This is a genomic window from Thiohalophilus thiocyanatoxydans (assembly GCF_004366735.1).
In the GTDB taxonomy this organism is placed as follows: Bacteria; Pseudomonadota; Gammaproteobacteria; order UBA6429; family Thiohalophilaceae; genus Thiohalophilus; species Thiohalophilus thiocyanatoxydans.
The window spans coordinates 506,465-531,017 of the sequence record NZ_SOQX01000002.1 but is presented as its reverse complement, the minus strand read 5'-3'; the positions used below and the strand labels follow the sequence as shown (position 1 = coordinate 531,017).

The window sequence follows — 24,553 nt, the reverse complement described above, 5'->3', positions numbered from 1 at the left end:
ACAATCGGCCAGAGGGCTGGCCTCCTACTGACAGGGATTACGATTCAATCCGCTTCACGTTCAATACTACAGCAATGGTGCGTACTTTGAATATCGTCGCTGCTGAGAATGGCGCCGGTCACCGGATTGGGGCGATAGGTGGTGCAACCTTTTAAACCGCTCTCATACGCCAGACGATAGAGATCAACAAACTCCTCAAACGGGTAATCCTGCGGGACATTGATGGTTTTGGAGATGGCGTTATCCACATGTGGCTGCAGTTGCGCCTGCATCTTCAGATGATCCCGCGGAGCAATCTGCAGGGCGGTTTGAAAATAATCGGGCGTCGGCTGATCGGGGTGTTGTTGTCGCCACTGCCGCCACGCATCGTCCTCGATGGTAAACTGGTTGAATTCACCGTCGTGGTTCAGTACCCGGCGACTGGCGCTCAGATCATAAACCGGCTCAATGCCGCTGGAGACATTCCGGGCAAACAGACTGATGGTGCCGGTCGGCGCAATCGCCACCAGATGACTGTTGCGAATGCCGTATTGCCTGATCTGCTGTTGCAGTTTGTCGGGCAGGCGCCGGATAAAGGGGCTGCGCAAGTAATCGTCCGCCTGAAAAAACGGAAATGGCGTTTTCTCCCGGGCCAGCTCGATGGAGGCGGCATAGGCACTGTGACACAGGTGTTGCAGAATCGCCTCGGCCTGTGCGCGTCCTGTGTCACTGGCATAAGCGAGTCCCAGCATCATCAGGGTGTCGGCGAGGCCGGTGATGCCGAGCCCGATGCGCCGGCTGCCGCTCTCATAGGCCTGATGCCGGGCCAGGGGAAAGCGGGAAATGTCGATCACGTTATCCAGAAAACGGACAGCCAGACGGGCATCGGCCTGAAGCCGTGCCATGTCGATCTGCGCCCGGGACGAGAATGGATCCTGTACATAGCAAGTCAGGTTCAATGAGCCCAGATTGCACGCGCCGTAAGGGGGCAGGGGGATCTCGCCACAGGGATTGGTGGCGGCGATGGTTTCCCGATAAGCGAGATTGTTCTCCCGGTTGATGCGATCATAAAACAGTACCCCCGGTTCGGCATACGCATAGGTTCCACGCATGATCTGCTGCCACAACTTCTGCGCGTTGATCCGGCGGACGATTTTGCACGGGACCGGTTGTTCGTAACCGGGCCATTCAGCCAGCAAGTCCGCTGTGCCGGCGGCCGGATCCTCGAGTGGAAAGATCAGCGGCCAGTCATCATCGTTGCTGACCGCCTCCATGAATGTATCCGTTACCAGCACCGACAGATTAAAGTGGGTGAGGGCGCCGCTCTGCTGTTTGGCGTGAATGAATTCCTCAATATCGGGATGATCACACCGCAAGGTGGCCATCATGGCGCCGCGTCGCGCGCCGGTGGAGAGTACCGTGGCACACATCGCATCCCAGATCCGCATGAACGAGACCGGCCCCGAAGCGACCGTCCCGCGATGGTGGGCGACGAAACCGCGCGGCCGCAGGGTGGAGAAATCGTAACCAACTCCACCACCCTGTTGCATGGTGATGGCCGCTTCCTTGAGGGCATCGAATATTCCGTCCATCGAATCCTCGATGGTGCCCATCACAAAACAGTTGAACAGGGTGACATCCTTGTCGGTGCCGGCGCCGGCCAGAATACGACCGCCGGGCAAAAAGCGAAAATCCTTTAATAATTCATAAAAGCGCTGTTGCCAGAGCTCGATCGATTCTGTTTCCGCCTGCGCGGCGGCCAGCGCGACCCGCTGCCATGTATCGCTGATCGCCGTATCCACGGGATTACCGTCCAGGTAATAGCGGTACTTGGTTTCCCAGATATGGTTGGCGATGTCACTTTGCATAATGGCTAACGAAACAGGCCGGTAATCTTACCGGCCTGAAGTGGGTTTTAGTGAAGTTCCAGATTGGGTAAATACTCGGGAAGATGTTTACGAATGTCCGCCGGTTTATACTGGGTCAGATTCTTGTCCAGTTGCAGAGTCAGACTACGACGGGTGTTGTGGTTCAGGTTATCACGCAACAGCCCGAGAAAATTCGGAGCGGCGACAATAATCAGTTGCCGGAACTTGTTCTTACTGTGTGACTTGTTCAGATGTTGCGTCACTTCACGGGCAAAGTTGATGGCTTCCTGGTGTTTGGGATCGGTCTCCTGAGTCATGGCATGCGCAAAACTGCCGTTAATCCCTTTGCCGTTCTGTTTGCCGGGCAGGTCGGAGGTGATCTCCTGTTCATGTTGTCGGCTGGCGGGGTGAGTAAAAGTTTCCAGTTCTACCAGGGGTGAGGATGCGCTGTCGGCAAGAAAAAGACGCGCCCGGCTGCTGTCGGCAACCAGAATCCAGGTCTTGGGCATAAATAACTCCTCCTTCGGGTTAGACATTAATACAAAAAGGCGAAAGTGGTAATGCTTGCAGCTTCATGTTTTGTGCACGGCTATCCCAACTGCCGATGACGCTTGCACTCAATCCGGATCTCCGGCCCGGGTTGGTAAAAACGGTAATGTCATCAATGCGCGGTATCACGCCAGTAAAACGGGTTGTGGCGTACGGATCAAAAGCGAGTTCGTTGTTGAATATATATAAGGAGTGAAGGTACTGCTCACTCATGGGTTCAATGCCCTCCCGCTCTCAGCGTCTCTCCGGCCGGCGAACAGGGCCGGTCCGACTCCAGACAGAGAGAGGAAATCAATCGGATCCATATTACTAACAGTGTAGCTCTTCAGCGCGCCTTGTCACATTCCGGACTGCTTTTTCCATCGCCGGCAATAGTGCCGGTAAGTGATTGAAAAATCGTAGTGATACTCCGGGAACGACGCGGTTCGGGCGCTCTGGTCTCAAGCGGCTTGACGGGCCAGCGCGGCGTCAATCGCCTGACAAAATGGCTCAAGATCAGCCGGCTTGCGCGAGGTAATCAGGTTACCGTCCACGACCACCGGTTCATCGACCCACACCGCACCGGCATTGAGCAGATCGGTACGCACCGAGGGCCAGGAGGTGAGGGTGCGGCCGCGGACCTGGTCCGCCTCGATCAGCAATTGCGGGCCATGGCAAATTGCCGCCACCGGCTTGCCGGTACTGACAAAGCCCTCGACAAAAGCCACGATTTTCTCATTTGTCCGCAGGCGATCCGGACCAAAGCCCCCGGGAATGACCAGGGCGGCATAATCGTGCGGATAGGCCCCGCGGGCATCGATGTCGATATGGGCGGCGAAACCGCCGCGTTTGCCGTGCACATCCACCCCGGCCTCATCACCCATCACATCGATCGCATGGCCGGCCTTTTTCAGGTGTTCGTAGGGCACCTGAAACTCCGAATCCTCAAAACCTTCGCCAACAATAAAAACCAACTTGCTCATTATGGCCTCCGGGACGGTGAGTCTTGATCTGGCGTAATCGTTATTTACAGTAAAGCTGTTTTGCAACGATCCTGCAGGGAAATTTTCAGATTTTTACCCGCAAAGATTCAAGGGCGATAAAGGCCGTCCAGCTGTTATACACTGGGTACAGTTGATGCAATTTTTCTAAATTTAAATGGAGGTACTATGTTACAGAGCGGCCAGATGGCACCGGATTTCTGCACCCCGAACCAGGACGATAAAACCGTCTGTCTGGGTGACTTCAGGAATAACAAACATGTCATTGTCTATTTCTACCCCAAAGACGATACCCCGGGCTGTACCATCGAGGCCAACCAGTTCACCGAACTGGCGGATGAGTTCGCGCAACAGGATACGGTCATTCTTGGCGTCAGCAAGGATGACTGTGACAGCCACCGGCAATTTATCAGCAAGTTCGGCCTGCGCGTTGATCTGCTGGCCGACACCAGCGGCGAGCTGTGCGAAAAATACGGTGTCTGGCAGGAGAAGGAGAAAAACGGCGAGAAGAAAATGGGCGTCGTGCGTTCCACCTTCGTGATCGACAAGACCGGCAAACTGGTCCATGTGGAATACGGCGTGAACCCCGAAGGGCACGCCCAGGCCATGCTGAAGACAGTCCAGGAGCTGTAAAATAACTTTCTTTTGGGATGCGCCCGGCCAGGTCAGTCTATCGGGCACGCATCCCTTGTTGTCACCTCGCTTGATAATATAAGGATCTTCTTATTTTATTGCGGGCAATAAAGCATTTGACTTGTGTGTAGCTCACACCTTTTACACTGATCAGTAATTTCCATGCTGAACCGGGTTCGAAAACCGGCCTTCAAACCCGCACCCACGGCTTTAGTGATTGCAGGTTGAGCGCTGCGTCAGAAGGTGTTTTCAGAAAACAGTGTGGGAGTCAGAATGTCGTATCTCCATGCACGTGGAAACTTTTAATTACAGACTCATAGAAGGGGGATGTTATGGACGTCAAGATTATCGCCACAAAAGAGTGTACGCACAGACCCAATCTCGAACATGAACTTCAACAGTTAGGTGTCGAGTACGAACTCATCTTTGTTGAAGACGCACCGGATGTTGTTAAACAGTTCAATATTCGTCACTCTCCGAACCTGGTGCTGGATGAGGAAGTGGTGTTTCGCAGTCAGCCGAGTGAGGAGGAACTCAAAGCGGCTCTGGGATTGACCAAATAAGGTGATGAATTCAGCACCCGGGAAAAGCGATGGTCAATCGCGCATGACTATTGAATACTTTTCCCTGGCGTTAAAACAGGACTGAAAGCTTATTGCCTACATAACGGGTGACGTATCATGCAACAAGAGCAGGATAAACTCAAAGATCCCGTTTGTGGCATGTTGGTGCCGCGTGATAAATACGCGGTTGATTATCTGGACATGCATTTTGCCTTTTGCTCACAACAATGCCAGAGCCGTTTTCTGGCCAATCCAAATCTTTATATTGGCAAACCCGGCCACCCGTCACATAAAGACGAGGTGATCAAACGGCGCCGTTTGAAATTATCCGAAGCGTTGTCCTCACAGCAATCCGAAGAACTGGTCAAAGAATTGGGCAGTATGATGGGTATCAAACAGGTGACTGTAATGCAGGAGGAAGTGGAAATCACCTATGATCTGTTACAGGCCACGGCGGAACAGGTCGAACACAGGATTGTTCAGCTAGGCGGTCGTCCTGGTAATGGTATGGCCGAAAAATTACGTCGCGCATTTGTTCATTACCTGGAGGAGACCGAAGTCGACAGCCTTGAAGGCAGTTCCTCATCGCATGGCCATCATCACTAATAACCCCGAATCGCAAGACGCCTGTCTGCAAGATAACAAGGCACTGGATCTGCGCGAACCTCAAAGCCATTACTGCAGGGGAAAGGGTGTATTTCTCCTGACAGCTTTGATAGGGTGAAAAAGCTGACAGTTTCCCGGAGTCGGCGCGCGAACCAATCGGCAAAACAAGGGTCAAAATCAGTGTCATCCGACGTATAATCAATCATGTTTTATAAGATACTGAAATTATTAATTTTAGCGCTGGCGTTCGGTGTCTCTGCCGCGCAGGCCGGCCCTGCCGTGGCGGCTGAACCGGCAGTGACGCCGGCCCTCGAGCGCCCCGTTGTCACCCTGCAGCAGGCCCCGGATCACGCCAGCATGGCAGATTGTTGTGGGGAACAGGCCGGCTGTCAGCATTGCTCGGACAACAGCTGCGAGAGCGGCAGCTGCGGTTCCTGCTCGCATTGTGTTACAGCCCTGTTACACGATCTTTCTGAATCCTCCGATACTGATCCAGCCTATCGGCAAATTCCCGTAAAATTCTTTCTCTCTTTCTATCAGGCGACTGAACCCCGTCCTCCCCGAACCTGAACTCCTGTCTACCGTGTCCGCCTGGGCGGACATGCCGTGTTGCTATTTTTTATTCTGATTCCGGCACGCTGATGCGGCTTTGCTCAGTTGTGCTATACGTTATGGAGAAAGGGAGATGTTCACATGAACAAATATCTCGAACCGAAAAGCCCACGCTCGCCCGGCCGCCGGCAATTTTTGCAGGGCGCGGCGGCGATGGCCGTCCTCGCGGGACTGGGCCGGCTGGCGCCGGCCTATGCCTGGCAACAGACAGGTAACCTGTTGGCAGATAAAACCGTGTCCGGCAATACCGATATCTTTGATCTGACGATCGATCATACGCCGATGAAAATCGGATCTCGGGAAGCCAACCCCATTACTATCAACGGCTCCGTGCCGGGTCCGCTGATCCGGATGCAGGAGGGGCGTGAGGTGATGTTGCGCGTCACCAATAACCTGTCAGAGAGCACCTCGATTCACTGGCATGGCATTTTGCTGCCGGAAAACATGGACGGGGTGCCCGGTGTCAGCTTCCCCGGCATCAAGCCCGGTGAAACCTTCGTTTATCGTTATCCCGTCAAACAGAGCGGCACCTACTGGTACCACAGCCATTCCGGCCTGCAGGAGCAGCTCGGCCATTACGGGCCGCTGATTGTCGATCCGGCGCAGCCCGAACCCTTCGAGTATGATCGGGACTATGTGGTCATGCTCTCGGACTGGACCTATGACGATCCCTATCACGTGCTGGCCAATCTGAAAAAAGCCGAAGGGTATTACAACTACCAGAAACGCACGATCGGCGATTTCTTTGACGATGCCGCCAGCATGGGCTGGGGCCCGGCGATGGACAAATGGAAAATGTGGGGCCAGATGCGCATGAGTTCCCGGGACATTATGGATGTCACCGGCAGTGTCTATACCTACCTGATCAACGGTCTGCCGTCCGAGTCCAACTGGACCGCGCTGTTCCGTCGCGGCGAGAAGGTCCGGCTGCGTTTCATCAATGGCTCCGCCATGTCGTTCTTTGATGTGCGCATTCCCGGCCTGAAAATGACCGTGGTCGCGGCCGACGGCCAGAATGTCGAGCCGGTGCCGGTCGATGAATTTCGTATCGGCGTGGCCGAAACCTACGACGTCATTGTCGAACCGGATGACGAACGAGCCTATACCATCTTTGCCGAGTCCATGGATCGATCCGGCTATGTGCGGGCGACCCTGGCCCCGCGCGAAGGAATGACCGCGTCGGTACCGGAGCCCCGTCCGCAACCGGTGGAACGCGGCATGAAATCCATGGGCATGGAGCATGGTGATATGCAGATGGATATGTCTTCCAACAGCGAGATGGATCACAGCAACATGTCAATGGATGGGCAAGCGGGCAGCAGTGGAGGCATGGATCATAATCAGGACAACATGTCGATGGAGCAGGGCAGTGATATGCAACATGACATGAACGATGCTGAGAAAGCCTCTGACTGGGTGCTGAAAGATCGCAAAATTACCCACGGGCCCGATAATCATGGATCCGGGGCGGCGATGGTCTCACCCAATCCGATGAACCGGATGGATGATCCCGGGGTCGGACTGGATGATGTCGACCATAAAGTTCTGGTCTACAACGATCTGCGCAGTCTGAAAATCTGGCCGGATCAACGTGAACCCGAACGGGAAATCGAGCTGCATCTGACCGGCAACATGGAGCGTTATATGTGGTCATTTGACGGCGAGAAGTTCTCCGAAGTGGATGGCCCGGTGCAGTTTCATCACGGTGAACGCCTGCGCCTGATTCTGGTGAATGACACCATGATGGACCATCCCATCCATCTGCACGGAATGTGGATGGAACTGGAAAACCGGCATGGCGAATACCGGCCACGCAAACACACGCTCAGTCTCAAACCCGGCGAAATGCTTTCTGCGCAAATCACCGCGGACGCACCGGGCGACTGGGCATTTCATTGTCACCTCCTGTACCACATGAAAGCGGGTATGTTCCGCGTGGTATCGGTCAGTTAATCCAGAGGAGGCAAAACAATGAAACGCTTATTATCAAACGTGATCCCGTCGGCCATCGCCATGGTTTTGATGTTGCAACTGTCGATCGTCTCTTTGGGCGCACAGGCAGAACCCAAACCGAAAAAACCCGGCTGGCCGATCCCGGTACATGATTCGACAAACTACAGCAAGTTACTCATCGATCGGCTTGAATATGCCTGGGGTGACGAGGAGGATACCGTCAACTGGGAAGGCCAGTACTGGTACGGCGGCGACACTAACCGTCTCTATATAGAAGGTGAAGGTGAAGATGTCGTCAGCGGCGGTGAAGGCGGGGAAATCGAAACCCTGGATGTCCTCTACAGCCGCATGGTTGCGCCGTTCTGGGATCTCCAGATGGGCGCCGGTTACCAGAGCGAATACGGTCCCGGTCCCGACAAGGAGCGTGGCTTCGCCGTGTTCGGCATTCAGGGCCTGGCGCCATACTGGTTCGAGATCGACGCCAATCTGCGGCTGAGCGATGACGGTGACACCTCGGCGGATCTCGAGGCCGAATACGACTGGCTGCTGACCCAGCGAACCATTTTGCAGGGCCGGTTTGAGACAGCGTACTCAGCCAACGACGTGCCGGAATTCGGTATCGGCAAGGGGATCACCAATGCCAAGTTCGGCTTGCGCTTGCGGTATGAATTTCGTCGAGAATTTGCGCCCTATATTGGCGTAAGCTGGAACAAGTATCTTGGTGACACGGCAGATTTGCGTGAAGCCGAGAGCGAAGATACCGACCACTCAGCCGTTGTGGCGGGCATCCGCATGTGGTTCTGAAAACGTCAGGCATGGAGCCAAACCAAGGCCCCGGGGAAAACCCCCGGGGGCTTGGTTGACCGAACCAGACAGGTCTCTGGGCCCGAATCCCGTTGCCTTCTTTGGTTCGCATAATGTATATTATGTTAAATTTAAGATATGACGCTAATGGGCTGATATTCAAGAACTTCCACCCCTCCTGGTTTGCGACATAATGCCCAGATTGACCACTCAGGTGGTTCAATCCGCACTGTACACCAGGTTCAGATCCTCGGTTATCGACCGCAGGCGCTTGTCTCTTGTCCAGAGTTGTGTCGAGCCACTCAGGGTTACAGCCGCCAACAAGTGCGCGTCGATATAGCCGATCCCCCGGCCCATCAGCGTGTGGCGTTCGATGAAGAACAGTACCTCCGCCTCGCTGGCGACCGTCGCTTGTGGCAGATTCCCGAGCAGTTGCAGCACCTTGCCACGGTTGCGTAGATTGCCGCACGCCAGCTCACCAAGCACAAAAGGATGCATCAGCACCTGGCTGTGGTTCAGCAATTCCTCCAGCGTGGCATCACCGACGCGCAGGTGATCCACCCACACCGAGGTGTCGACCAGAATCATGCCGGATCGGACTGCCGGCGCGGCACGGACTCCAGTTGCGGCTCACTGCCGCCCAGCTGCGCCAGGCGCCGGGCGCTCTCTCGTTCGATCAGCGCGCGCAGACCCTCCCGCACCAGGGCGGCTTTTTCGGTCATCCCGGTAATACGCCGGGCCTCGTCCAGCAACTGATCATCAATATTCAGGGTGGTACGCATGAAAACACCTCATTCGATGGCACTGCATCAAAGAATACACTATTTGATGCTGTTTGTCGTGCCGCTGGGAAATGGTGTGGCGGGTATTTGGTCCTGGCTGGCCCTGAAAAAAGTTGCGTCACATAGGCTGCCGCCAATGTGACCTACATTCTGCGGACTGCTATCTGCCGACTGCCGACTGCTATCGGTGCAATCTGCCGACTGAGACCAGCCCCGGAACCAATTCCCAACCAGTCTGTCTACCTGTATACGTCGATAATCAGATCGGTTATGCAATCGCCTGGCCCGGTACGGCGTGAACTTGGCAAGGCAGGAGAATCAGGACATGAACAGACGCCGCTTCATCACCACACTCGCCGGCATCAGCTCGGCTACCCTGCTTGCGCCCCGGCTCCTGCTCAGTGCAGAGGAACGCCAGGCGGCGATCGAGAAAATCACCAAAAGCGAAGCCGAGTGGAAGCGGATCCTGACGCAGGAACAGTTCGATATCCTGCGCGAGGACGGCACCGAACCGGCCTTCTCCAGCCCGCTGGACGACGAAAAGCGCAAGGGCACCTATGTCTGCGCCGGCTGCGCACTGCCGCTGTTCACCTCCGAGATGAAATATGACAGCGGCACCGGCTGGCCCAGTTTCACCACCACCCTGCCCGACGCCGTCGAAACCAGTCTCGACTTCAAAATGGTCTGGCCGCGCACCGAATACCATTGCGCCCGCTGCGAAGGTCACCAGGGCCACGTATTTGACGACGGCCCGGAACCCACCGGCAAGCGCTGGTGCAACAACGGCCTGGCCCTAAAATTCATCCCGGCATAGTCACTCACTAGTACTAAGTACTAAGTACTAAGTACTCAGTATCTGCCAACTGCAAACTGCCGACTGCCAACTGTCTCATCACTTAAATTGATGTGCTATTTCCCCGCAAAGGGTCCATAGTGGATCGTAGTCATCACTACACACCCTGTGGATTGGCCAGCCGGTTTCAACACAGACTCGTGTTCCTGCAAGGAGTGGCTCAGAACGTATGAGCATACAGGCAGTCAGTGATGATCCACAGGAGAGTCACCATGAATACATTCTTTACCGCCCCCTACAATGCCTCCACCCGCACTAATTATCTCAAAGCGATCAACACCCATTACCTGACATGGGGCAAGCTCCAGAGCCAGCCCCAGCACGAACCGGAATCGCACAAAAACCAGGTGGAGCCCATGCCCGGCAATGCGATGAATAAAATCAAGACTATCAAACTGAACCCGTCCCATACGGCCAGCAATCACAGCAAACAGGACGCTTGACGATAACCGGTCCACCATTGAGCTAAACCAAATGTTCCGGATACCAGTCCAGAGATATTGCTTCGTTACGTTGTTCCTCGCAATGACATCTCTACTTACGGTCATTGCGAGCGAAGCGAAGCAATCTTTTGAACAAGTGTTTGGGTATTCGGAAACACTATTTAGGCCTGATACAGCGCAAGCTGAGATCAGGCCCACCGGCGGAAAACCCGTCACCAGAAAGACGCAATAACCCAATACGCCTCAACGGCACTGGAAACAGCATGACCCAATACGCAATACAAGCCCGGGATAGCGAACCCACCGGTTACGACACGCCCGAACGTCACACAGAACTCCATGAACAGGACTGGAACCGCGAAAAGTCCACCGCCCTCGCCGCCAACGAAGGCATCGCGCTGAACGACGACCACTGGAACGTGATCATGTACCTGCGCAAGCAGTATCTCGAGCAGGGATCGCCGAGACATGCACGCAGCCTGGCCCGGGAACTGGATCGGTACTTCGTTCTAAAAGGCGGCAGCCGCTATCTGCGCCAGCTGTTCACCGGCGGCCCGGTCACCCAGGGCAGCCGCCTCGCCAACCTGCGCGCGCCGGCCAACACCACCGATCTCTCATTCGGCACCAATTTCTGACAGAAACCCAACGACGTAACGTAACTTGCACAGGGAGGTGCTTATGCTTCATCAATAAAGGAATAATCCATGAGTAGAAACCAGAAAAGCACGAAAGAAAACAAGAAACAACCGTTATTAACCGCAAAAGAAAAGCGCTTCGCCAGGCGAAACAAAGACCCGATGCCGAATAGCATCGGCACCGCCATCGACAACAATAGCCGAAAAACTGTTCATCAAAAGGAACATTAATGCCTGGTAGCCAGTGAGCGAGTCAAACCGATTGACTGAACGTCAAACCAGGGATAAAGCGGGTTACTCGCGAGTGCCGTTATCCAGGTGACCGACCTTGACCAGAATCAACGTGGGCTCTTCGACACGGGGATAGTGTTGACTCATATGGGGGCTGCGTAGCCAGCTCCCGGCCGGGTATTCACCGTGTTCGTCGATAAACCGCCCTTCGAGCACCACGATCTCCTCACCACCCCAGTGAGTATGGGGCTGGAAGACCTCATTGGCCGGCCAGTAGACCAGGGCCGTGCTCTCGGTGCCATACGTGTGCAGTGGCAAGACGCTCAGGTTGCCGATCCCGGGCTGCCAGTGCTGCTCCTCGGGGCGCAGGACGACAGGTTGCGTATCCGCTTTCTGGAACTGATCCAGCTTCACAAACAAGGTGCAGCCTTGCTCGGTATACGGTCTGTGCCGTGATCCCGGCGGGTTACGCAGGTAAGATCCCGCCGGATAATCACCGTTCTCATCAGAGAACACCCCATCGAGGACATAGATCTCTTCCCCCATTGGATGGCTATGCGCGCTAAAGGACGAACCGGGCTCAAAGCGGACAAAGCTGGTCGTGTGGCCCGACTCGGCCGCCTCGCGCTCCAGATGAATGCGCGACACGCCATCCGCCGGGCTCGTCACCCATTGCTGCTCCCCGGCCAGCACGCAGGCCACCTGGGAAAAGTCCATATTAAGACGATACGAATCGGCCATCTTTTCACCTTTCAATATCCCGGGAATTGAGGGGGCCGTCTATTTCGATCAGGGAACAGGCCTACGGTCCCCGTTTAGTTAGCTTGCATAATACTAAAGCAGCGCCGCCTGTTGAGCGAGTTTCTTGCTGGAGACCGGCAGCAATGTAGGTCAGGTTGCGCGCAGCGCTACCTGACATTCTCCGTATCGGCAGGGGTGTCACGCAGCCTAACGCCAGCGTGACCTACAGGATTAGCCAGCTGAACAATGGCATCGACGTCCCGCGTTACACGAATCGGAGGCGCCGCGGGATCGGTAATCAGCAAGCCTGTCGCGCAACCGCCCAGGAACACCATCTCCTCCGCAAGCTCGCCCAGCTTATCAACGGCGAGCATCAATATTTCAAGATTCGGGTTTTTTTCTCTAGCCATAGTGTTCCAACCGCTTTTTTAATTCCTTTTTAGCGATATCGCGTTCTCTGGCCCGACCACCGCGAACCGCGTCCACCAGGGCAAGCATCTCATAGAGATCAGAATCATGTTTTGCCGCAACCGGCGCTGACTTGTATAAAGGCGAAAAGGACTCACCCCGTACTTCGCCTTCCGGATCGGGCCAAACCGGCGGCGGTTCCTTCTCCGCCATAAACCAGGCATCCATGGGCGCAGCCGCATGGGCGGTCGGCATACCCCGGTTCAATCCGCCCCGGTCCGGGACGAACACATACTGAATACCATGCAATAAGAAATCTTCCAGATTCCGGATATTCGGCCATATAGTGTCGCCCTCTTTCACTGCCAGCCTGGCAGCCAACGCCCGTTTGGCGGCTGCATGCACTTCCGAGGGGCTCATTCCCAGCTCAACAGCTAACTTATTGAATGACCAGTGCTTTTTACCCAAAGTGACCAGCTTCAGTAAAAACAAAACATCCTGTGGCTTCAAGTTCATCAAAATATTCTCTGTTCGCGATTCGCGAATTGAGAATAGCATTTCCAGATACTGTGTCAAGCGGCCAAAAAAGACGACGGTCACACAGCTTGTGGCGGTCAGCCCCCGCTCAGCATATCCTGCAGATTGTCACAAAAGGCCAGCTTGCGTGGGCCGGAGACCGCATAGCCGATTCACCAGTCGTTCACAAAATATGAACGACAGTTCAGTATTTCTGAACTTTTAATGCCACTCTCATAACTATCTGTTTTTATGTGATTATTTCCCAGCCAGGGGTGGCAGCCAAAAATCATGCTTGATTTTCAGCATAGAAAATACGATATTAGTGAACAGACGGGTAAATCCTATTATGTGCCTGGTATGTTCCCTTCCAGCGGTTGGCAAGAATACCAGGAACCTAGACATAATAGGGGCCGTCTTTTTTATGCCTGTTCACTTCCCAAGTATTCGGTTTCAAAAGCGATTTTATCGGCAAAGTGCCGATACCAATCCAGATCGCCGTGTTCATATTTTCGGTAAATTCCCCAACAAAACGAATCGACTGCCTGTAAACCAGTATTCGCTTTCGAATCTTCATGACTGATATTAAGCGGGACATTCAAGGGTAATTTCGCCTCCAGCTAATATGCCAGATACTGATTAAAATCCTCAATCTCAGCTTTATTTTTACTCTTATCCACGACCATCGTGACTGCGGGATTTGCTGCGCTCAAATCGATTTGCTTAAGTAAGAAATTAGCCAGGAAATTATAAAGTTTCTTCCGGCCGGATTTACTTGTTAGATAGTCATATACACGGCGTTTATTGAGTGCAACTGCATATATCCGCCAGTCCTGGCTCCTGATTTTCTGATAGAAATATGCCTTGATTGTGAGCGCATCATGAGTAGCATGTAATTCCTCGGCCACGCGTTTATTTTTGCTTTTGTGGTTGATTTTGTTCCTCAGCGTCTTTCGAACAGCCGCTTTAAAACTATTCACAGCGGCACGGTTATCACAGACAAGCAGCGTGATCACAAACTTTTCCGATGGGCGTTTGTCACCATAATCAAACCCCAGATCACCGGATTCATCGAGATAGATAAACATAAACGTCCTTGTTAATACGTGATATGCCAGTATAGCTGGATTTTTAAATCCTGAAAAATGCCGGTAAAGCGCTTCCTGGGCCTGAATTTTAAGCTATTATTTTCTGATTTCAACAACCTGAAAGGCTTGCGTGAGTCAGACCCTCTCAGCTCTCTGGTCTTCCCTTCTACTCTCGCGATCTCCTTGATCCCGTAGAGTGCCGGATCCACGTTGCTTGATCCCGCCTACCACTGCCGACTGCTATCTGCCAACTGCGAACTATTATTTACCAACTATCTTTTCAAGTTTCTTGGCAGACACCGGCAGGGAGGTTCCGAGCTCCTGGGCAAATAAGGACACGCGCAGCTCTTCCACCATCCAGCGGTAGGTCTCCCACTCAGGATCAAGGGTTTGGTATGGTTCATCGCCGATCTGCGCATACACCCGGTCCCAGTGCTTCTGCACCTCGCCCTGGCGTTGTTTATCCGCCGCCAGCGAGCGTTCCAGTTTGTCCAGCCGTAAATTAATGGCCTTGAGATAGCGCGGCAGGTGTTTCAGCCATTGTCGCGGGGTGGTGCTGATAAAGCCCTCGTAGACCAGGCAATCCAGTTGCTGGCGGATATCCTTGACGGCATCGAACCAGGCCAGTGGAATATTGCCCTGCAGCCGTTTGGCAACGGTATGGTATTGCTCCAGAATCTCGAACAGCCGATCACAGATGTTATTTGACACGCTCATCAGGTTGGCTTTGGCCTCTTCAACCCGGCGATTGAACTCATCTTGTGAACGAATATCCTCGCTATCTTTCAGCAGGGCTTCATCGATGATGGCGTTTTCGAGATCCTGCAACAGGCTTTGCTTGTCACCGATCGAGGTATAGAACAACTGGATCTTATCGATGTGGCGCAGGTTCTTGCGCAGGTATTTCATCTCCTTGCGGGCCACCAGTCGGAACAGTCGGCGCAGTCCCGGGCGCTGTTCGGCCGCCGCCTGTTCGGGATCACTGAACAGGCGCACCGACACACTCTCGCCCTCTTCACTGCCATCCACCAGCGCCGGGGTAGCGCGGATCGTCAGCCCGTGTTGCTCCAGCTCCACGACCTGCGGCAGATCCCCAAAGTCCCACTGGTTAATATTTTCCTTTTCAAACTCGGATGTAGGAAGCTCGGCCAGCACGCCCTCGCTCAGGGTCGACAGCTCTTGCTGCAACTGCCCCAGATCCCGGCCGACGCCCAGCACCTGGTTGTCCTGATCGATCACGCGAAAGTTCATGTGATAAAAGTCCGGCAGGTTAGCCAGTTGCCAGGCATCACTCTCTATTGTAGCACTGCTGATTTTTTGCAGATGCGCGCTCAGGTTGTCGAGTAACGGCCGGTTGCGATCGTAGCCCGAGGCGAGAAAGCCATCCGCATAACCGGGCACCGGCACGAACTGCTTGCGCAGCGCCTTGGGCAAACACTTGATCAGGGCGATCACCTTGTCGCGCAACAGGCCGGGGACCAGGTAATCAAATGTCGCTTCCCGTAATTGGCCCAGGATGGCCAGCGGGACGATCACCGTTACCCCATCCTCGGCATGGCCGGGTTCAAAGTGGTAATCGAGATCGAGCGTGACCCCGTCGACCTCCATGGTCCCGGGGAACTGTTCCTCGTTGATGTGTTCCGCTTCATGGCGCATCAACGATTCTTTCTGCAAATACAATATTTCGGGGTGGGTTTGCTGCACGGTCTTGAGCCATTTTTCAAAGGCCTTGCCGCTGTAAATCCCCGCGGGAATGCGCTCGTCGTAAAATTCATACAGCGCCTGGTCATCCACCAGGATATCCCGACGCCGACCACGGGCCTCCAGCGACTCGATCTCCTCGATCACCGACCGGTTATAGGCAAAGAACGACGCGCGAGTTTCATAGTCCCCCTGCACCAGCGCCTCGCGGATGAAGATCTCCCGCGCCAGCACCGGGTCGATGGGGCCATAGTTGATCCGCCGTTTGGGGCAGATCGTTATTCCATAAAGCGTGGTGCGCTCAAACGCCGCGACCTGGGCCGCTTTTTTCTGCCAATGGGGCTCGGAATAACTGCGCTTGAGCAAATGGGCCGCGAGCGCTTCAATCCACTCGGGCTCAATCCGGGCCACCATTCGCCCGTACAGGCGGGTGGTTTCCACCAGCTCGGCACACATCACCCACTTGGGTGGCTTCTTGGCCTGCCACGAGCCCGGGTGGATATGAAACCGGATATTGCGCGCGCCATGAAACTCGTTGGATTCGATGGACTTGTTGCCAATATTACCCAGCAGCCCTGACAACAGGGCCCGGTGGATGGCGTCATACCCGGCCGCCGTGGTATTGAGCCGGGCGCCCTGCTCTTTGAACAGCGTATGGATCTGCTGGTAAATATCCCGCCACTCCTGCATCCGGTTGTAGGAGAGAAAATGCTGCTTGCAGAACTTGCGCAGTTTGTTCTGGCTGAGGTGCTTGCGCTTCTCCTCGTACAGGTGCCATAAATTCAGATAAAACAGAAAGTCGGACTTTGGCCTGTCTTTTTTCTGTTTGTGCTTTGGTGTGTTGGCGTTCTTATCCGCTTCCTGGTCTTCCGGCGGGAAATAAATCAGCCGGTGCTGCTCATCGGCCTGTTGTTGCTTGTCGGCCGGGCGCTCGCGCGGGTCCTGCACACTCAGGGCACTGCCGATGATCAACAGCTCCTGCAGGCAACTGAACTCGCGCGCCGCGATCAACATGCGACCGATCTTCGGGTCCACCGGCAGGCGGGCCAGTTCCTTGCCCAGCGGCGTGACCGTCTGCTGTTCATCGACCGCACCGAGCTCATAGAGTAACTTGTAACCGTCCTTGATGTAGCGGGCATCCGGCGGCTCGATGAACGGGAAATCGTCAATATGCCCCAGCCGCATCGCCTCCATTTGCAAGATCACCGCCGCCAGGTTGGTGCGTTTGATCTCCGGATCGGTAAACTCGGGCCGCGCGTTAAAGTCTTCCTCCGAGTAGAGGCGAATACACACCCCTTCAGCAATCCGGCCACAGCGGCCCTTGCGCTGGTTGGCGCTGGACTGGGACACCGGCTCAACGGGCAGGCGCTGAATCTTGCTGCGATAACTGTAGCGGCTGATCCGCACCGTGCCGGTATCGATCACATAATGGATGCCGGGCACGGTCAACGAGGTCTCGGCGACATTGGTCGCCAGCACAATACGCCGGTGTTTGGCCGGGCTGAAGACCCGGTTCTGTTCCGCGCCACTGAGGCGGGCATATAACGGCAGGATCTCGGTCTGGGGGGGATGATGCTTGCGCAGCGCCTCGGCCGCCTGGCGGATCTCCCGTTCGCCACTGAAAAAGATCAGAATATGCCCCGGGCTTTTGCCCTGCGCGGTATCGATCGCCGCCAGCTCATCCACCGCCTCCAGCACGGCCTGTTGCATGTCTTTCGGTGTCGCCTCGCTGTCATCGCCGGCGTTCTCGCTCGTCGGTTCATCCAGCAGCGGCCGATACCGCACCTCGACCGGGTAGGTCCGGCCCGAGACCTCGATGATGGGCGCATTGTCAAAATGGCGGGAAAAGCGCTCGGTATCGATGGTCGCCGAGGTAATGATCACCTTCAGATCCGGCCGTCGGGGCAACAGCTGTTTGAGATACCCCAGCAGAAAATCGATATTCAGGCTGCGCTCGTGGGCCTCGTCGATGATCAGGGTGTCGTACTCGTTCAAAAACCGATCGCCCTGGATCTCGGCCAGCAGGATCCCGTCGGTCATCAGTTTCAGGTAAGTATTCGGACCGACCCGGTCCTTGAACCGGACCTTGTAGCCCACCGTCTCGCCCAGCTCACTCTGCAGCTCCTCGGCCACCCGGCCGGCAATACTGCGCGCCGCCAGGCGTCGCGGCTGGGTGTGGCCAATCATCCCGGCCACGCCGCGGCCCAGTTCCATACAGATCTTGGGCAACTGGGTCGTCTTGCCCGAGCCCGTCTCCCCCGCCACGATCACCACCTGGTGCTGTTCAATCGCCTCGCGGATATCCTCGCGCCGCTCACTGACCGGCAGATTTTCCGGGTAAGTCGGCACCGGCAGGCCGATCAGTCGCCGGGCACGCCGCGACGCCGAGCCTTGAATATCGGCGGCCAGCTTCTGCCATTGGGCGTCACCGGCATCACCCTTGCGCTTTGACTGCTGCAGTTTCTTCAAACGCCGCCGAAAACGGACCTGATCGCGCAGCATGCAGCTGGCGATTAAGTCAGATAAGGATTCGGTAGTCGGTTCCGCAGGCGCTGTCATCGGGGGTTATCGGGGGATAATTGGGGTAATCAAAGGACGGTATGATACCAATTTCAGTCAGGGTCGTGCCATCGTTGCCGGGCAATTTCGATCAAGAATAAAGGGGTATTGTATTGAATGGAACAGACCTCATAATTTTTGCGAAGCAAGCAAAAACCAACTGGTCTATGGCGGCATTTAGCTTTATTTACATCAACATCGACTCTAATGCGTTTAATTTATTTTCATAAAATCTCTCACCCCAAAGACTCAGACTTTTCTGCTCAACCGGCTTTAGAAACCGTTCGACATCGTCAGCAGCATCTTGCCAATTAATCGAGGCAATCTTGTCTCTCAACTTGCTGATAAGCCATTCCTGATTTACGTTCAGTTCTTGATCTTTGTGGGGGCCATATTGGTACAAAGCATTTTTAAGCAAAATGAGATTCGGGATAATCCCCTGAGCGATATACCAGTTAAAATCATACCAATCCCGCCCCTTCAGGTAATCCCTGCATAATAAAGCATGAATCTTCAGTGCAAAGTTACTACCTGGATCTTGATGGCATACTTCATAGTCAACCGGGAAATCCAGGTAGGTGTAATCAAAATCAGAGCCGGCCGGTGGATTGCAGTCAATTTCCAGTTTAATTTTTAATTTCTTTTCGCTGTGATTGACAAAACTCAGGTTCAGCTGGTTGGCAATGGAGCTATCCTTAATCAACGCCGCCTTCACGTTCTGGTCCATGCGGTTTTTATCCAGCACTTCCGGCTCGATGCCGAACTCTTTGCATGTCTCGGCAAGATTGTTCAGGTAAGGCTGCCAGGTAAAGGTAGGATCGGGCTCCAGCAGGATAAAGTCGATGTCTTCCGAAAAGCGCGGTAGGCCATGCAGAATTCTCAGACTGGTCCCACCCTGGAACGCGGCGACGTCAAAAAAACCTTCCCGCCATAATGCGAATAACAAAATTTCCTGAACAATTTCCTTAAGCGCATTCTCCTCTTCAAGAGGACTACCCGGGTTATAGGTTTCCAAACGTTTTTGAATCAATTCAATCATAATCCCAGCGCCCTTTTCAGTTCCGTAAGGAAGGCCTGTTCCCGCTTGCCTTTGTATACATCCATCAATCGCGAAATATCCAGACAGGTCACGGTACGTAGCTGTGGTTCATCGATCCGCAGTCCACTGGTTAAAAAATCGAGCCCCTGCCACTCGAATTTGCGCAAATAGACCAGGTCCATCAAGGCCCGTAGCGGTTCGGCAATTAACGCGACCTGATGGTGCAGCTCGTGCCGGGCCACCGACTGCAGAAAATAACCGCTTTTCACCGTCATACGTCGGAACTCGAATCTTCCCAATTGCACATTCTCGTAAGTCACGGATTTTCCGCCATGAGTCATGCTCAGCACGGTGTGCACCGACTCCGGAATCCAGCCATGAAACCCCAATGCCGATTCGGCAGAAATATAACTGCCGGGCAGCATTTGCTGGGCCAGGACAAAAGGATGCAAAGAATGTTTTCGGTAAATCGGATTCAGAACATAGAGCCCGCGGCGAGCCTTGATTAACTCCCCTTCCTTGAGGGCACGATTCACCTGACCATAGCGACGAGCATCACTGCCGCCTAACAGGCGCTCGACCTGGCGGATGGATAATGGCCGGTCAGCCAGACCGGATTGGATAATCTTTTCTGTGAGGGGAACCATATGAATAATTTACAGTAACTTCCATATTTTGCAAGTATCTGTAAATTATTATCCCCGGAAAGGCGAAAGAATCCCTAACTTATTGTTTTTATAGGGCTATAGAATGGCGTACTGAATATGAGGAGAATTGCCAGGCGATCTGGGACCAACCATAAGCGCGTGGGTCCCGTCCCCCTGCTCACCGGCGTAGAACTGGTAGCGATTGATCCCCAGACTCAGCGCCTGACGCAAGGCGCATTGACCGCCATGGGGGCGACGGCGGTAGAGGATGTACGAGCAGAATCGGTCATAACGAGCCAGACAAACTGTCTCCAGATATCAATATATGGTGACAGTTTGTCTCAAAAGGGTTTGGTTTATTCTTCTCTACAGACTGCTATCTGCCAACTATCTCTCCTCGTCCCTCGTAACTCGCCCCTCGTCCCCGTACCCGCAGGGTACCTGTAGCGCGACAGGAAAAGAGGCACACCGGTCGCCGATAGAATCGCCTCCTACAACTTCCCTGGTCTTGCACCCTACTCTCGCGAGGTCCTTGATCCCGTAGAGTGCCAGATCCGCGTTGCTTGATCCGGCCTACCTCTGCCAACTATCTCTCCTCGTCCCTCGTCACTCGTCCCTCGTCCCTGCCCGAAGGGCCGTAGGAGGGCATTCCATGCGCGACGGAATAGAGGCAACCCGGTCGCCGATGGAATCGCCTCCTACTAAGTACTCAGTACCTGCCATCTGCCAACTGCCAACTGCAAACTATCTTTTCTTATGACGAACAACTCATATGCGACACCCCACCGAGCTCACTGAACTCAGGGGGCTTCAGGAGATAGTATTTCGCTTCCACCTCTGGCGACTGCTCGGCGTAAGGTTGGGTCATCACGGCTTGAAGTTCTCTGATCAGCGCGTAATCCCCCCGGGCCGCTTGCTGATAAGCCGGGGCAAGGAACCATTCTCGCAGACTGTATTTTGGATTCACGCGTTTCATCTGGGCTGAAATCTCTTCCAGCGTGCGCGGCGTCTCGGTCACCCGCGATGTCCATTTGCTCAGCCACTCGGCCCAACGCGTTTCCAGCTCGTCATTCAACTGGTTGTAGAAGCTCTTTTTAAGCGGGCCAATCTCATCCGGTATCGACGAGAGCTCGCGGAAAAAGAGGGTGTAATCGACCGAGGTTTGCAGCATGAGGTTAGCGAGCTCATTGAACAGGTCGACGTCCAGCGACCCCATGCCCAGCTTGGTCGCAAACATCGTTTGCAGTTCTTCCTGCATCACATTGGCAAAGCCGTTGCGAATCTCGTCAAGCTCTTGTACTGCCTTGTGATCCGATTCCAGTAACGGCCTCAACGCCGTACAAAAACTCTCGAAGTTGCGTTCCGCGGCCACGGGTTGATTCCAGAACGCGAAGTGCTCCCCGCCGCCCGTCCAGGGCTGGTAGTAAGGATCAAACACTTCCATGAAGCCGAAGGGACCGTAATCCAGGGTAAAGCCACCGGCCGCGCAGTTGTCGCTGTTGAAATTGCCCTGGCAATACCCGACCCGGATCCAGTTGGCCACCAGTGCGGTCAGGCGGCGGCGAAATTCCCGCGCGAGCAATACCACTTTCTCACTGGTACTCCGATCCGGGTCGATGACCTCCGGGTACTCCCGGTCGATCAGGTGCAACACCAGCTGCTCCAGTTCCGCCAGCGCCTCGGGGTGTTCCTGCTTGCGCGCCCGGCGACCAAACAGCTCGAGCTGGCCCACCCGAATGAATGACGGGGCAACGCGCGTCGAGATCGCCACCGCTTCAGAGACCATGCTGTCGGGCTCGTGTGAGCGTGAGCCTTCCGAATACCAGGGTCGCTGCACCTGCTCCGTTTTCGACACATACAGGCTCAACGACCGGGATGTCGGCACCCCCAGGGCGTGCATGTGCTCCTGTGCCAGGAACTCCCGAACACTCGAGCGCAACACCGCGCGACCGTCCGCGCCGCGGCAGTATGGCGTGCGACCGCCCCCTTTGAGCTGCATCTCCCAGCGCCGGCCCCCGTTCCGATCAGGCATGACCGCTTCCAGCACCGACATGGCACGGCCATCCCCATAGCCATTACCGGTCCGAAACGGGCACTGTGCGGTGTACTCGGTACCGAAGATAGAAAGGGCATACCCCGTGGCCCAGCCCACCGGGCGCATCGGTGCCGGAACCGTTGAGAGGTCCCCGCTGAACACCCGCATGAAATCGGCGGACTCGGCCAGGCTGTCCGCCAAACCCAGTTCCTGGAAAAAGTCCCAACTGTGCGCGACATACTCGGGGTTTTCGATTGGCGTGGGTTTAACCGGGACATAATGGCCCGAGAAGACCTGACGCGGGGCGTGATCCGCGCCCTTTTCATTCGCCTCAGGATCGCGATTGAGCGTATCCATGAAGGAATAGTCGGCGAGTTCAGCGAGCTCTTCCAGCGTCGCGACACTGGGGGTAGATTGCTTCAATACTTGATTTTTCATAGGGTAATTAGACACTGTTTAAACTGATCGTCACTATGCCATGCATACACAGGCGTTGTGAATAAGACCGTACATCAACGCAGGGGTTCAAAAGGAAACCGTGTCTGACAACAAGCGACGCAAATATCAGAAACAATGGTGCCGTGAAGGTTGTTGGTATTCTCTAACAAATTTAGGCAAGATTTCTTTCTGATGGCGGCGGGGTTTTTGCACAGGATGTGGTTTTGTATCACAAGCAGGTTGATCAGGCCCTTTTCTGCCGACTGCCATCTGCCAACTGAAAACTATTTATAATCATTTCTGACATGCTTTCTCTTTCATGAGGCGGTTGTACTCACTACTGTTACTGGCGTATTCCTGCCTCCAAAAGCTGCAGACTTCATTCTGAGTCCGGGCAATACTTCGTTGTCGCTCGGCTTCAATTTTTGCCTGACGTTGCCGTCTTTCGGTTTCACGACGTTGTGCCTCTAACTGACTTTGTCTCTCAGCTTGTCGTTTTTTGGACTCAACAGCTTGTTTTTTCGTCATCTCTTCCATAGCAGCAATTGCCATATTCGCTTCATAAGTCAAATAAGCTTTTACCGCTAAAAGATTCAAGAAAATAGCCAAAAAGATTCCGCCAAATACAGCCCAGAACAGGCGTATATAGTTAATAGGATTCTCGTTTTCCATTTATTTGGATCGCTCCCGTTCTGCGCCACGAATAACTCTAACTTTGATTCTTCTCTGTCGACTGTTATCTGCCAACTGCCAACTATCTTTTTCTTTTCATCCCTGAAAAGGAGCTTTTAAGGCCTGTTTGAGCCTGAATTTTGAGGTTTTTGTTATTTATTTCAATAAATTGTACTGGTCCGAGCCAGTTCAGCTCTGACTGCCAGACTTGTTCATTCTTTTTTCTCAGGATAGGCTCTCTCTTGCGCTTCTTTTCTATACGATTCTAACGGACTGCTAAATATATAATAGATATAAAAGGTTATTAGTGCACCAACCAAGCCATACATGGCCAAGCGCATAAATATATCTTTCTCAGTTATAGCTGCAAGTATGAATGATATGAACATAAACCCTGAACTAATCAAAACCAAGCGTTCGAAATAACTACTGGCCTTTCTGATGCTTTCCTCGTGAGTACTGCATAATCTTTTTATGAAGCACCATATTTTATCTGTATAATGCTGCCCGACAAATAGAACTACTATAAAAATCAACAGCATAAATAATAGCTCAGGATTCCCCAATTTCTGCACCCACGTAATTCATCATAATTATATACAATAAAAAAAGAAATTCTTTCATCGCATCGATCTAAATCATTTTCATTCAGTTATAAGCTCGAGAATACTGCAAAGCCCATTAGCGTAAAACCAATAGCGAATGATATTCCACCTAAAATAGCTAAAATACTTCTAGTTATTTGAAATGGATACAAAGGCTCCTTCGCTTTTTTGTCATACATATAATATTTAAGTCTATTAAGATAAATATACTTAGAGCTTATGACTACGGCCATAAATAAACATAAGGTTATTATTGTTGATATTATAAAACCCCAAGATAAATATAATACGCAACCAGAATAAAATGAATTTCCATTAATGATTATTGCGCCTAATGTTAAAGATAATGCACCAACACACAAACCAATTAATAATTTGCAGAAATTTATCAAATGTGACTCAGTATCTAACTGATGCGTATTATATTGGTTTATTTCATCCTGCGATGGTTTTCTTTTATTCATGTTTTATCTTCCTGAGAAATCATACTAGGATGATAGGCATTCGCTTTTTTAGAAATGTGGTCTGGACTTAAATTTTACTTCCTAAAATTCAAATACAAGACCTGTCTAATTTCGGGGCAGAACACTCATTTCCGCATCCATTTTCGACC

The 24,553-nt window shown here is 53.5% G+C and carries 26 protein-coding genes; 10 read left to right on the top strand and 16 right to left on the bottom strand.

Annotated features, from left to right (window positions below; all coding sequences use genetic code 11):
• Positions 1 to 44 precede the first annotated feature (44 nt).
• The 4 genes from EDC23_RS06200 to EDC23_RS06185 all read right to left on the bottom strand — a co-directional run bounded on the left by EDC23_RS06200 (position 45) and on the right by EDC23_RS06185 (position 3,358).
• A complete protein-coding gene (locus EDC23_RS06200; RefSeq protein WP_134082149.1) occupies positions 45 to 1,847 on the bottom strand; it encodes an adenosylcobalamin-dependent ribonucleoside-diphosphate reductase in 1,803 nt (600 codons plus the stop codon).
• Positions 1,848 to 1,894: 47 nt separating this feature from the next.
• On the bottom strand, positions 1,895 to 2,356 hold the full coding sequence (locus tag EDC23_RS06195; RefSeq protein WP_134082148.1) for a host attachment protein: 462 nt from the start codon (positions 2,354 to 2,356) through the stop codon (positions 1,895 to 1,897).
• Between the two features lie 19 nt (positions 2,357 to 2,375).
• The gene (locus EDC23_RS06190; RefSeq protein ID WP_134082147.1) at positions 2,376 to 2,609 is read right to left on the bottom strand and encodes a hypothetical protein; all 234 of its coding nucleotides are present in this window, start codon (positions 2,607 to 2,609) and stop codon (positions 2,376 to 2,378) included.
• 227 nt (positions 2,610 to 2,836) lie between these two features.
• Positions 2,837 to 3,358 (bottom strand): type 1 glutamine amidotransferase domain-containing protein, encoded by a 522-nt coding sequence (locus EDC23_RS06185; protein ID WP_134082146.1) that lies wholly within the window; start codon positions 3,356 to 3,358, stop codon positions 2,837 to 2,839.
• A 186-nt stretch (positions 3,359 to 3,544) separates the two neighbouring features.
• Here EDC23_RS06185 and EDC23_RS06180 point away from each other — a divergent pair, with 186 nt between their 5' ends.
• The 5 genes from EDC23_RS06180 (at position 3,545) to EDC23_RS06160 (ending at position 8,547) form a co-directional block, all read left to right on the top strand.
• A complete protein-coding gene (locus EDC23_RS06180) occupies positions 3,545 to 4,009 on the top strand; it encodes a peroxiredoxin (RefSeq protein ID WP_134082144.1) in 465 nt (154 codons plus the stop codon).
• A gap of 332 nt (positions 4,010 to 4,341) precedes the next feature.
• Entirely contained in the window at positions 4,342 to 4,572 is a 231-nt protein-coding gene (locus EDC23_RS06175) for a thioredoxin family protein (protein WP_134082143.1), read from the top strand.
• Positions 4,573 to 4,689: 117 nt separating this feature from the next.
• Entirely contained in the window at positions 4,690 to 5,178 is a 489-nt protein-coding gene (locus EDC23_RS06170) for a YHS domain-containing protein (protein WP_134082142.1), read from the top strand.
• Between the two features lie 693 nt (positions 5,179 to 5,871).
• Positions 5,872 to 7,743, top strand: a complete 1,872-nt coding sequence (locus EDC23_RS06165; RefSeq protein WP_134082141.1) for a copper resistance system multicopper oxidase — start codon at positions 5,872 to 5,874, stop codon at positions 7,741 to 7,743.
• 18 nt (positions 7,744 to 7,761) lie between these two features.
• The gene (locus tag EDC23_RS06160; protein WP_208321294.1) at positions 7,762 to 8,547 is read left to right on the top strand and encodes a copper resistance protein B; all 786 of its coding nucleotides are present in this window, start codon (positions 7,762 to 7,764) and stop codon (positions 8,545 to 8,547) included.
• A gap of 219 nt (positions 8,548 to 8,766) precedes the next feature.
• Here the strand turns inward: EDC23_RS06160 and EDC23_RS06155 are convergent, their stop codons facing one another.
• Together EDC23_RS06155 and EDC23_RS06150 are read right to left on the bottom strand one after the other, a co-directional pair.
• Positions 8,767 to 9,135 (bottom strand): type II toxin-antitoxin system VapC family toxin, encoded by a 369-nt coding sequence (locus tag EDC23_RS06155; RefSeq protein WP_134082139.1) that lies wholly within the window; start codon positions 9,133 to 9,135, stop codon positions 8,767 to 8,769.
• Positions 9,132 to 9,329 carry a type II toxin-antitoxin system VapB family antitoxin gene (locus EDC23_RS06150; RefSeq protein ID WP_134082138.1) on the bottom strand — a complete coding sequence of 66 codons (198 nt, stop codon included), beginning with the start codon at positions 9,327 to 9,329 and terminating at the stop codon, positions 9,132 to 9,134. The genes EDC23_RS06155 and EDC23_RS06150 overlap by 4 nt, the downstream gene beginning before the upstream one ends.
• Here EDC23_RS06150 and EDC23_RS14110 point away from each other — a divergent pair.
• From EDC23_RS14110 to EDC23_RS14105, 5 genes are all read left to right on the top strand, one after another.
• Complete coding sequence (locus EDC23_RS14110) at positions 9,328 to 9,471, top strand: hypothetical protein (protein WP_166668785.1); 144 nt, start codon at positions 9,328 to 9,330, stop codon at positions 9,469 to 9,471. The two genes, EDC23_RS06150 and EDC23_RS14110, sit on opposite strands and share 2 nt — an antisense overlap.
• 183 nt (positions 9,472 to 9,654) lie before the next feature.
• Positions 9,655 to 10,143, top strand: coding sequence for a peptide-methionine (R)-S-oxide reductase MsrB (gene msrB, locus EDC23_RS06145; RefSeq protein ID WP_134082137.1), 489 nt, complete (start codon positions 9,655 to 9,657; stop codon positions 10,141 to 10,143).
• A 251-nt stretch (positions 10,144 to 10,394) separates the two neighbouring features.
• A complete protein-coding gene (locus tag EDC23_RS06140; RefSeq protein ID WP_134082135.1) occupies positions 10,395 to 10,625 on the top strand; it encodes a hypothetical protein in 231 nt (76 codons plus the stop codon).
• A 263-nt stretch (positions 10,626 to 10,888) separates the two neighbouring features.
• On the top strand, positions 10,889 to 11,260 hold the full coding sequence (locus EDC23_RS06135) for a TusE/DsrC/DsvC family sulfur relay protein (RefSeq protein ID WP_134082134.1): 372 nt from the start codon (positions 10,889 to 10,891) through the stop codon (positions 11,258 to 11,260).
• A gap of 69 nt (positions 11,261 to 11,329) precedes the next feature.
• Positions 11,330 to 11,491, top strand: coding sequence for a hypothetical protein (locus EDC23_RS14105; RefSeq protein WP_166668762.1), 162 nt, complete (start codon positions 11,330 to 11,332; stop codon positions 11,489 to 11,491).
• 63 nt (positions 11,492 to 11,554) lie between these two features.
• Here the strand turns inward: EDC23_RS14105 and EDC23_RS06130 are convergent, their stop codons facing one another.
• The 10 genes from EDC23_RS06130 to EDC23_RS06085 form a co-directional block, all read right to left on the bottom strand.
• A complete protein-coding gene (locus EDC23_RS06130; RefSeq protein WP_134082133.1) occupies positions 11,555 to 12,232 on the bottom strand; it encodes a cupin domain-containing protein in 678 nt (225 codons plus the stop codon).
• 167 nt (positions 12,233 to 12,399) lie between these two features.
• Entirely contained in the window at positions 12,400 to 12,642 is a 243-nt protein-coding gene (locus tag EDC23_RS06125; RefSeq protein WP_134082132.1) for a hypothetical protein, read from the bottom strand.
• Positions 12,635 to 13,198: a hypothetical protein gene (locus tag EDC23_RS06120; RefSeq protein ID WP_243830726.1), complete on the bottom strand. Its 564-nt coding sequence runs from the start codon at positions 13,196 to 13,198 to the stop codon at positions 12,635 to 12,637. The genes EDC23_RS06125 and EDC23_RS06120 overlap by 8 nt, the downstream gene beginning before the upstream one ends.
• A gap of 578 nt (positions 13,199 to 13,776) precedes the next feature.
• On the bottom strand, positions 13,777 to 14,244 hold the full coding sequence (locus tag EDC23_RS06115; protein ID WP_134082130.1) for a DUF3800 domain-containing protein: 468 nt from the start codon (positions 14,242 to 14,244) through the stop codon (positions 13,777 to 13,779).
• 261 nt (positions 14,245 to 14,505) lie between these two features.
• Positions 14,506 to 18,504 (bottom strand): ATP-dependent RNA helicase HrpA, encoded by a 3,999-nt coding sequence (gene hrpA / locus EDC23_RS06110; protein ID WP_134082129.1) that lies wholly within the window; start codon positions 18,502 to 18,504, stop codon positions 14,506 to 14,508.
• 187 nt (positions 18,505 to 18,691) lie between these two features.
• Positions 18,692 to 19,543, bottom strand: coding sequence for a nucleotidyl transferase AbiEii/AbiGii toxin family protein (locus EDC23_RS06105; protein WP_134082128.1), 852 nt, complete (start codon positions 19,541 to 19,543; stop codon positions 18,692 to 18,694).
• Positions 19,540 to 20,190 (bottom strand): type IV toxin-antitoxin system AbiEi family antitoxin domain-containing protein, encoded by a 651-nt coding sequence (locus tag EDC23_RS06100; RefSeq protein WP_134082127.1) that lies wholly within the window; start codon positions 20,188 to 20,190, stop codon positions 19,540 to 19,542. Before EDC23_RS06100 ends, EDC23_RS06105 begins: the two co-directional genes overlap by 4 nt.
• A 754-nt stretch (positions 20,191 to 20,944) precedes the next feature.
• The gene (locus tag EDC23_RS06095) at positions 20,945 to 22,663 is read right to left on the bottom strand and encodes a protein adenylyltransferase SelO (RefSeq protein WP_134082126.1); all 1,719 of its coding nucleotides are present in this window, start codon (positions 22,661 to 22,663) and stop codon (positions 20,945 to 20,947) included.
• Between the two features lie 294 nt (positions 22,664 to 22,957).
• Entirely contained in the window at positions 22,958 to 23,335 is a 378-nt protein-coding gene (locus EDC23_RS06090; RefSeq protein ID WP_134082124.1) for a hypothetical protein, read from the bottom strand.
• A gap of 652 nt (positions 23,336 to 23,987) precedes the next feature.
• Entirely contained in the window at positions 23,988 to 24,404 is a 417-nt protein-coding gene (locus EDC23_RS06085; protein WP_134082123.1) for a hypothetical protein, read from the bottom strand.
• Between the last annotated feature and the right edge of the window lie 149 nt (positions 24,405 to 24,553).

Coding starts and splice junctions, on each gene's coding strand:
- EDC23_RS06095 (WP_134082126.1), bottom strand. CDS start 22,663: ATGAAAAATCAAGTATTGAAGCAATCTACCCCCAGTGTCGCGACGCTG.
- msrB (WP_134082137.1), top strand. CDS start 9,655: ATGAACAGACGCCGCTTCATCACCACACTCGCCGGCATCAGCTCGGCT.
- EDC23_RS06195 (WP_134082148.1), bottom strand. CDS start 2,356: ATGCCCAAGACCTGGATTCTGGTTGCCGACAGCAGCCGGGCGCGTCTT.
- EDC23_RS06130 (WP_134082133.1), bottom strand. CDS start 12,232: ATGGCCGATTCGTATCGTCTTAATATGGACTTTTCCCAGGTGGCCTGC.
- EDC23_RS06090 (WP_134082124.1), bottom strand. CDS start 23,335: ATGGAAAACGAGAATCCTATTAACTATATACGCCTGTTCTGGGCTGTA.
- EDC23_RS14105 (WP_166668762.1), top strand. CDS start 11,330: ATGAGTAGAAACCAGAAAAGCACGAAAGAAAACAAGAAACAACCGTTA.
- EDC23_RS06180 (WP_134082144.1), top strand. CDS start 3,545: ATGTTACAGAGCGGCCAGATGGCACCGGATTTCTGCACCCCGAACCAG.
- EDC23_RS06170 (WP_134082142.1), top strand. CDS start 4,690: ATGCAACAAGAGCAGGATAAACTCAAAGATCCCGTTTGTGGCATGTTG.
- EDC23_RS06140 (WP_134082135.1), top strand. CDS start 10,395: ATGAATACATTCTTTACCGCCCCCTACAATGCCTCCACCCGCACTAAT.
- EDC23_RS06105 (WP_134082128.1), bottom strand. CDS start 19,543: ATGATTGAATTGATTCAAAAACGTTTGGAAACCTATAACCCGGGTAGT.
- EDC23_RS06115 (WP_134082130.1), bottom strand. CDS start 14,244: ATGTTTATCTATCTCGATGAATCCGGTGATCTGGGGTTTGATTATGGT.
- EDC23_RS06160 (WP_208321294.1), top strand. CDS start 7,762: ATGAAACGCTTATTATCAAACGTGATCCCGTCGGCCATCGCCATGGTT.
- EDC23_RS06100 (WP_134082127.1), bottom strand. CDS start 20,190: ATGGTTCCCCTCACAGAAAAGATTATCCAATCCGGTCTGGCTGACCGG.
- hrpA (WP_134082129.1), bottom strand. CDS start 18,504: ATGACAGCGCCTGCGGAACCGACTACCGAATCCTTATCTGACTTAATC.
- EDC23_RS06120 (WP_243830726.1), bottom strand. CDS start 13,198: ATGCTATTCTCAATTCGCGAATCGCGAACAGAGAATATTTTGATGAAC.
- EDC23_RS06185 (WP_134082146.1), bottom strand. CDS start 3,358: ATGAGCAAGTTGGTTTTTATTGTTGGCGAAGGTTTTGAGGATTCGGAG.
- EDC23_RS06175 (WP_134082143.1), top strand. CDS start 4,342: ATGGACGTCAAGATTATCGCCACAAAAGAGTGTACGCACAGACCCAAT.
- EDC23_RS06200 (WP_134082149.1), bottom strand. CDS start 1,847: ATGCAAAGTGACATCGCCAACCATATCTGGGAAACCAAGTACCGCTAT.
- EDC23_RS06150 (WP_134082138.1), bottom strand. CDS start 9,329: ATGCGTACCACCCTGAATATTGATGATCAGTTGCTGGACGAGGCCCGG.
- EDC23_RS06165 (WP_134082141.1), top strand. CDS start 5,872: ATGAACAAATATCTCGAACCGAAAAGCCCACGCTCGCCCGGCCGCCGG.
- EDC23_RS06125 (WP_134082132.1), bottom strand. CDS start 12,642: ATGGCTAGAGAAAAAAACCCGAATCTTGAAATATTGATGCTCGCCGTT.
- EDC23_RS06085 (WP_134082123.1), bottom strand. CDS start 24,404: ATGAATAAAAGAAAACCATCGCAGGATGAAATAAACCAATATAATACG.
- EDC23_RS14110 (WP_166668785.1), top strand. CDS start 9,328: ATGAAAACACCTCATTCGATGGCACTGCATCAAAGAATACACTATTTG.
- EDC23_RS06190 (WP_134082147.1), bottom strand. CDS start 2,609: ATGAGTGAGCAGTACCTTCACTCCTTATATATATTCAACAACGAACTC.
- EDC23_RS06135 (WP_134082134.1), top strand. CDS start 10,889: ATGACCCAATACGCAATACAAGCCCGGGATAGCGAACCCACCGGTTAC.
- EDC23_RS06155 (WP_134082139.1), bottom strand. CDS start 9,135: ATGATTCTGGTCGACACCTCGGTGTGGGTGGATCACCTGCGCGTCGGT.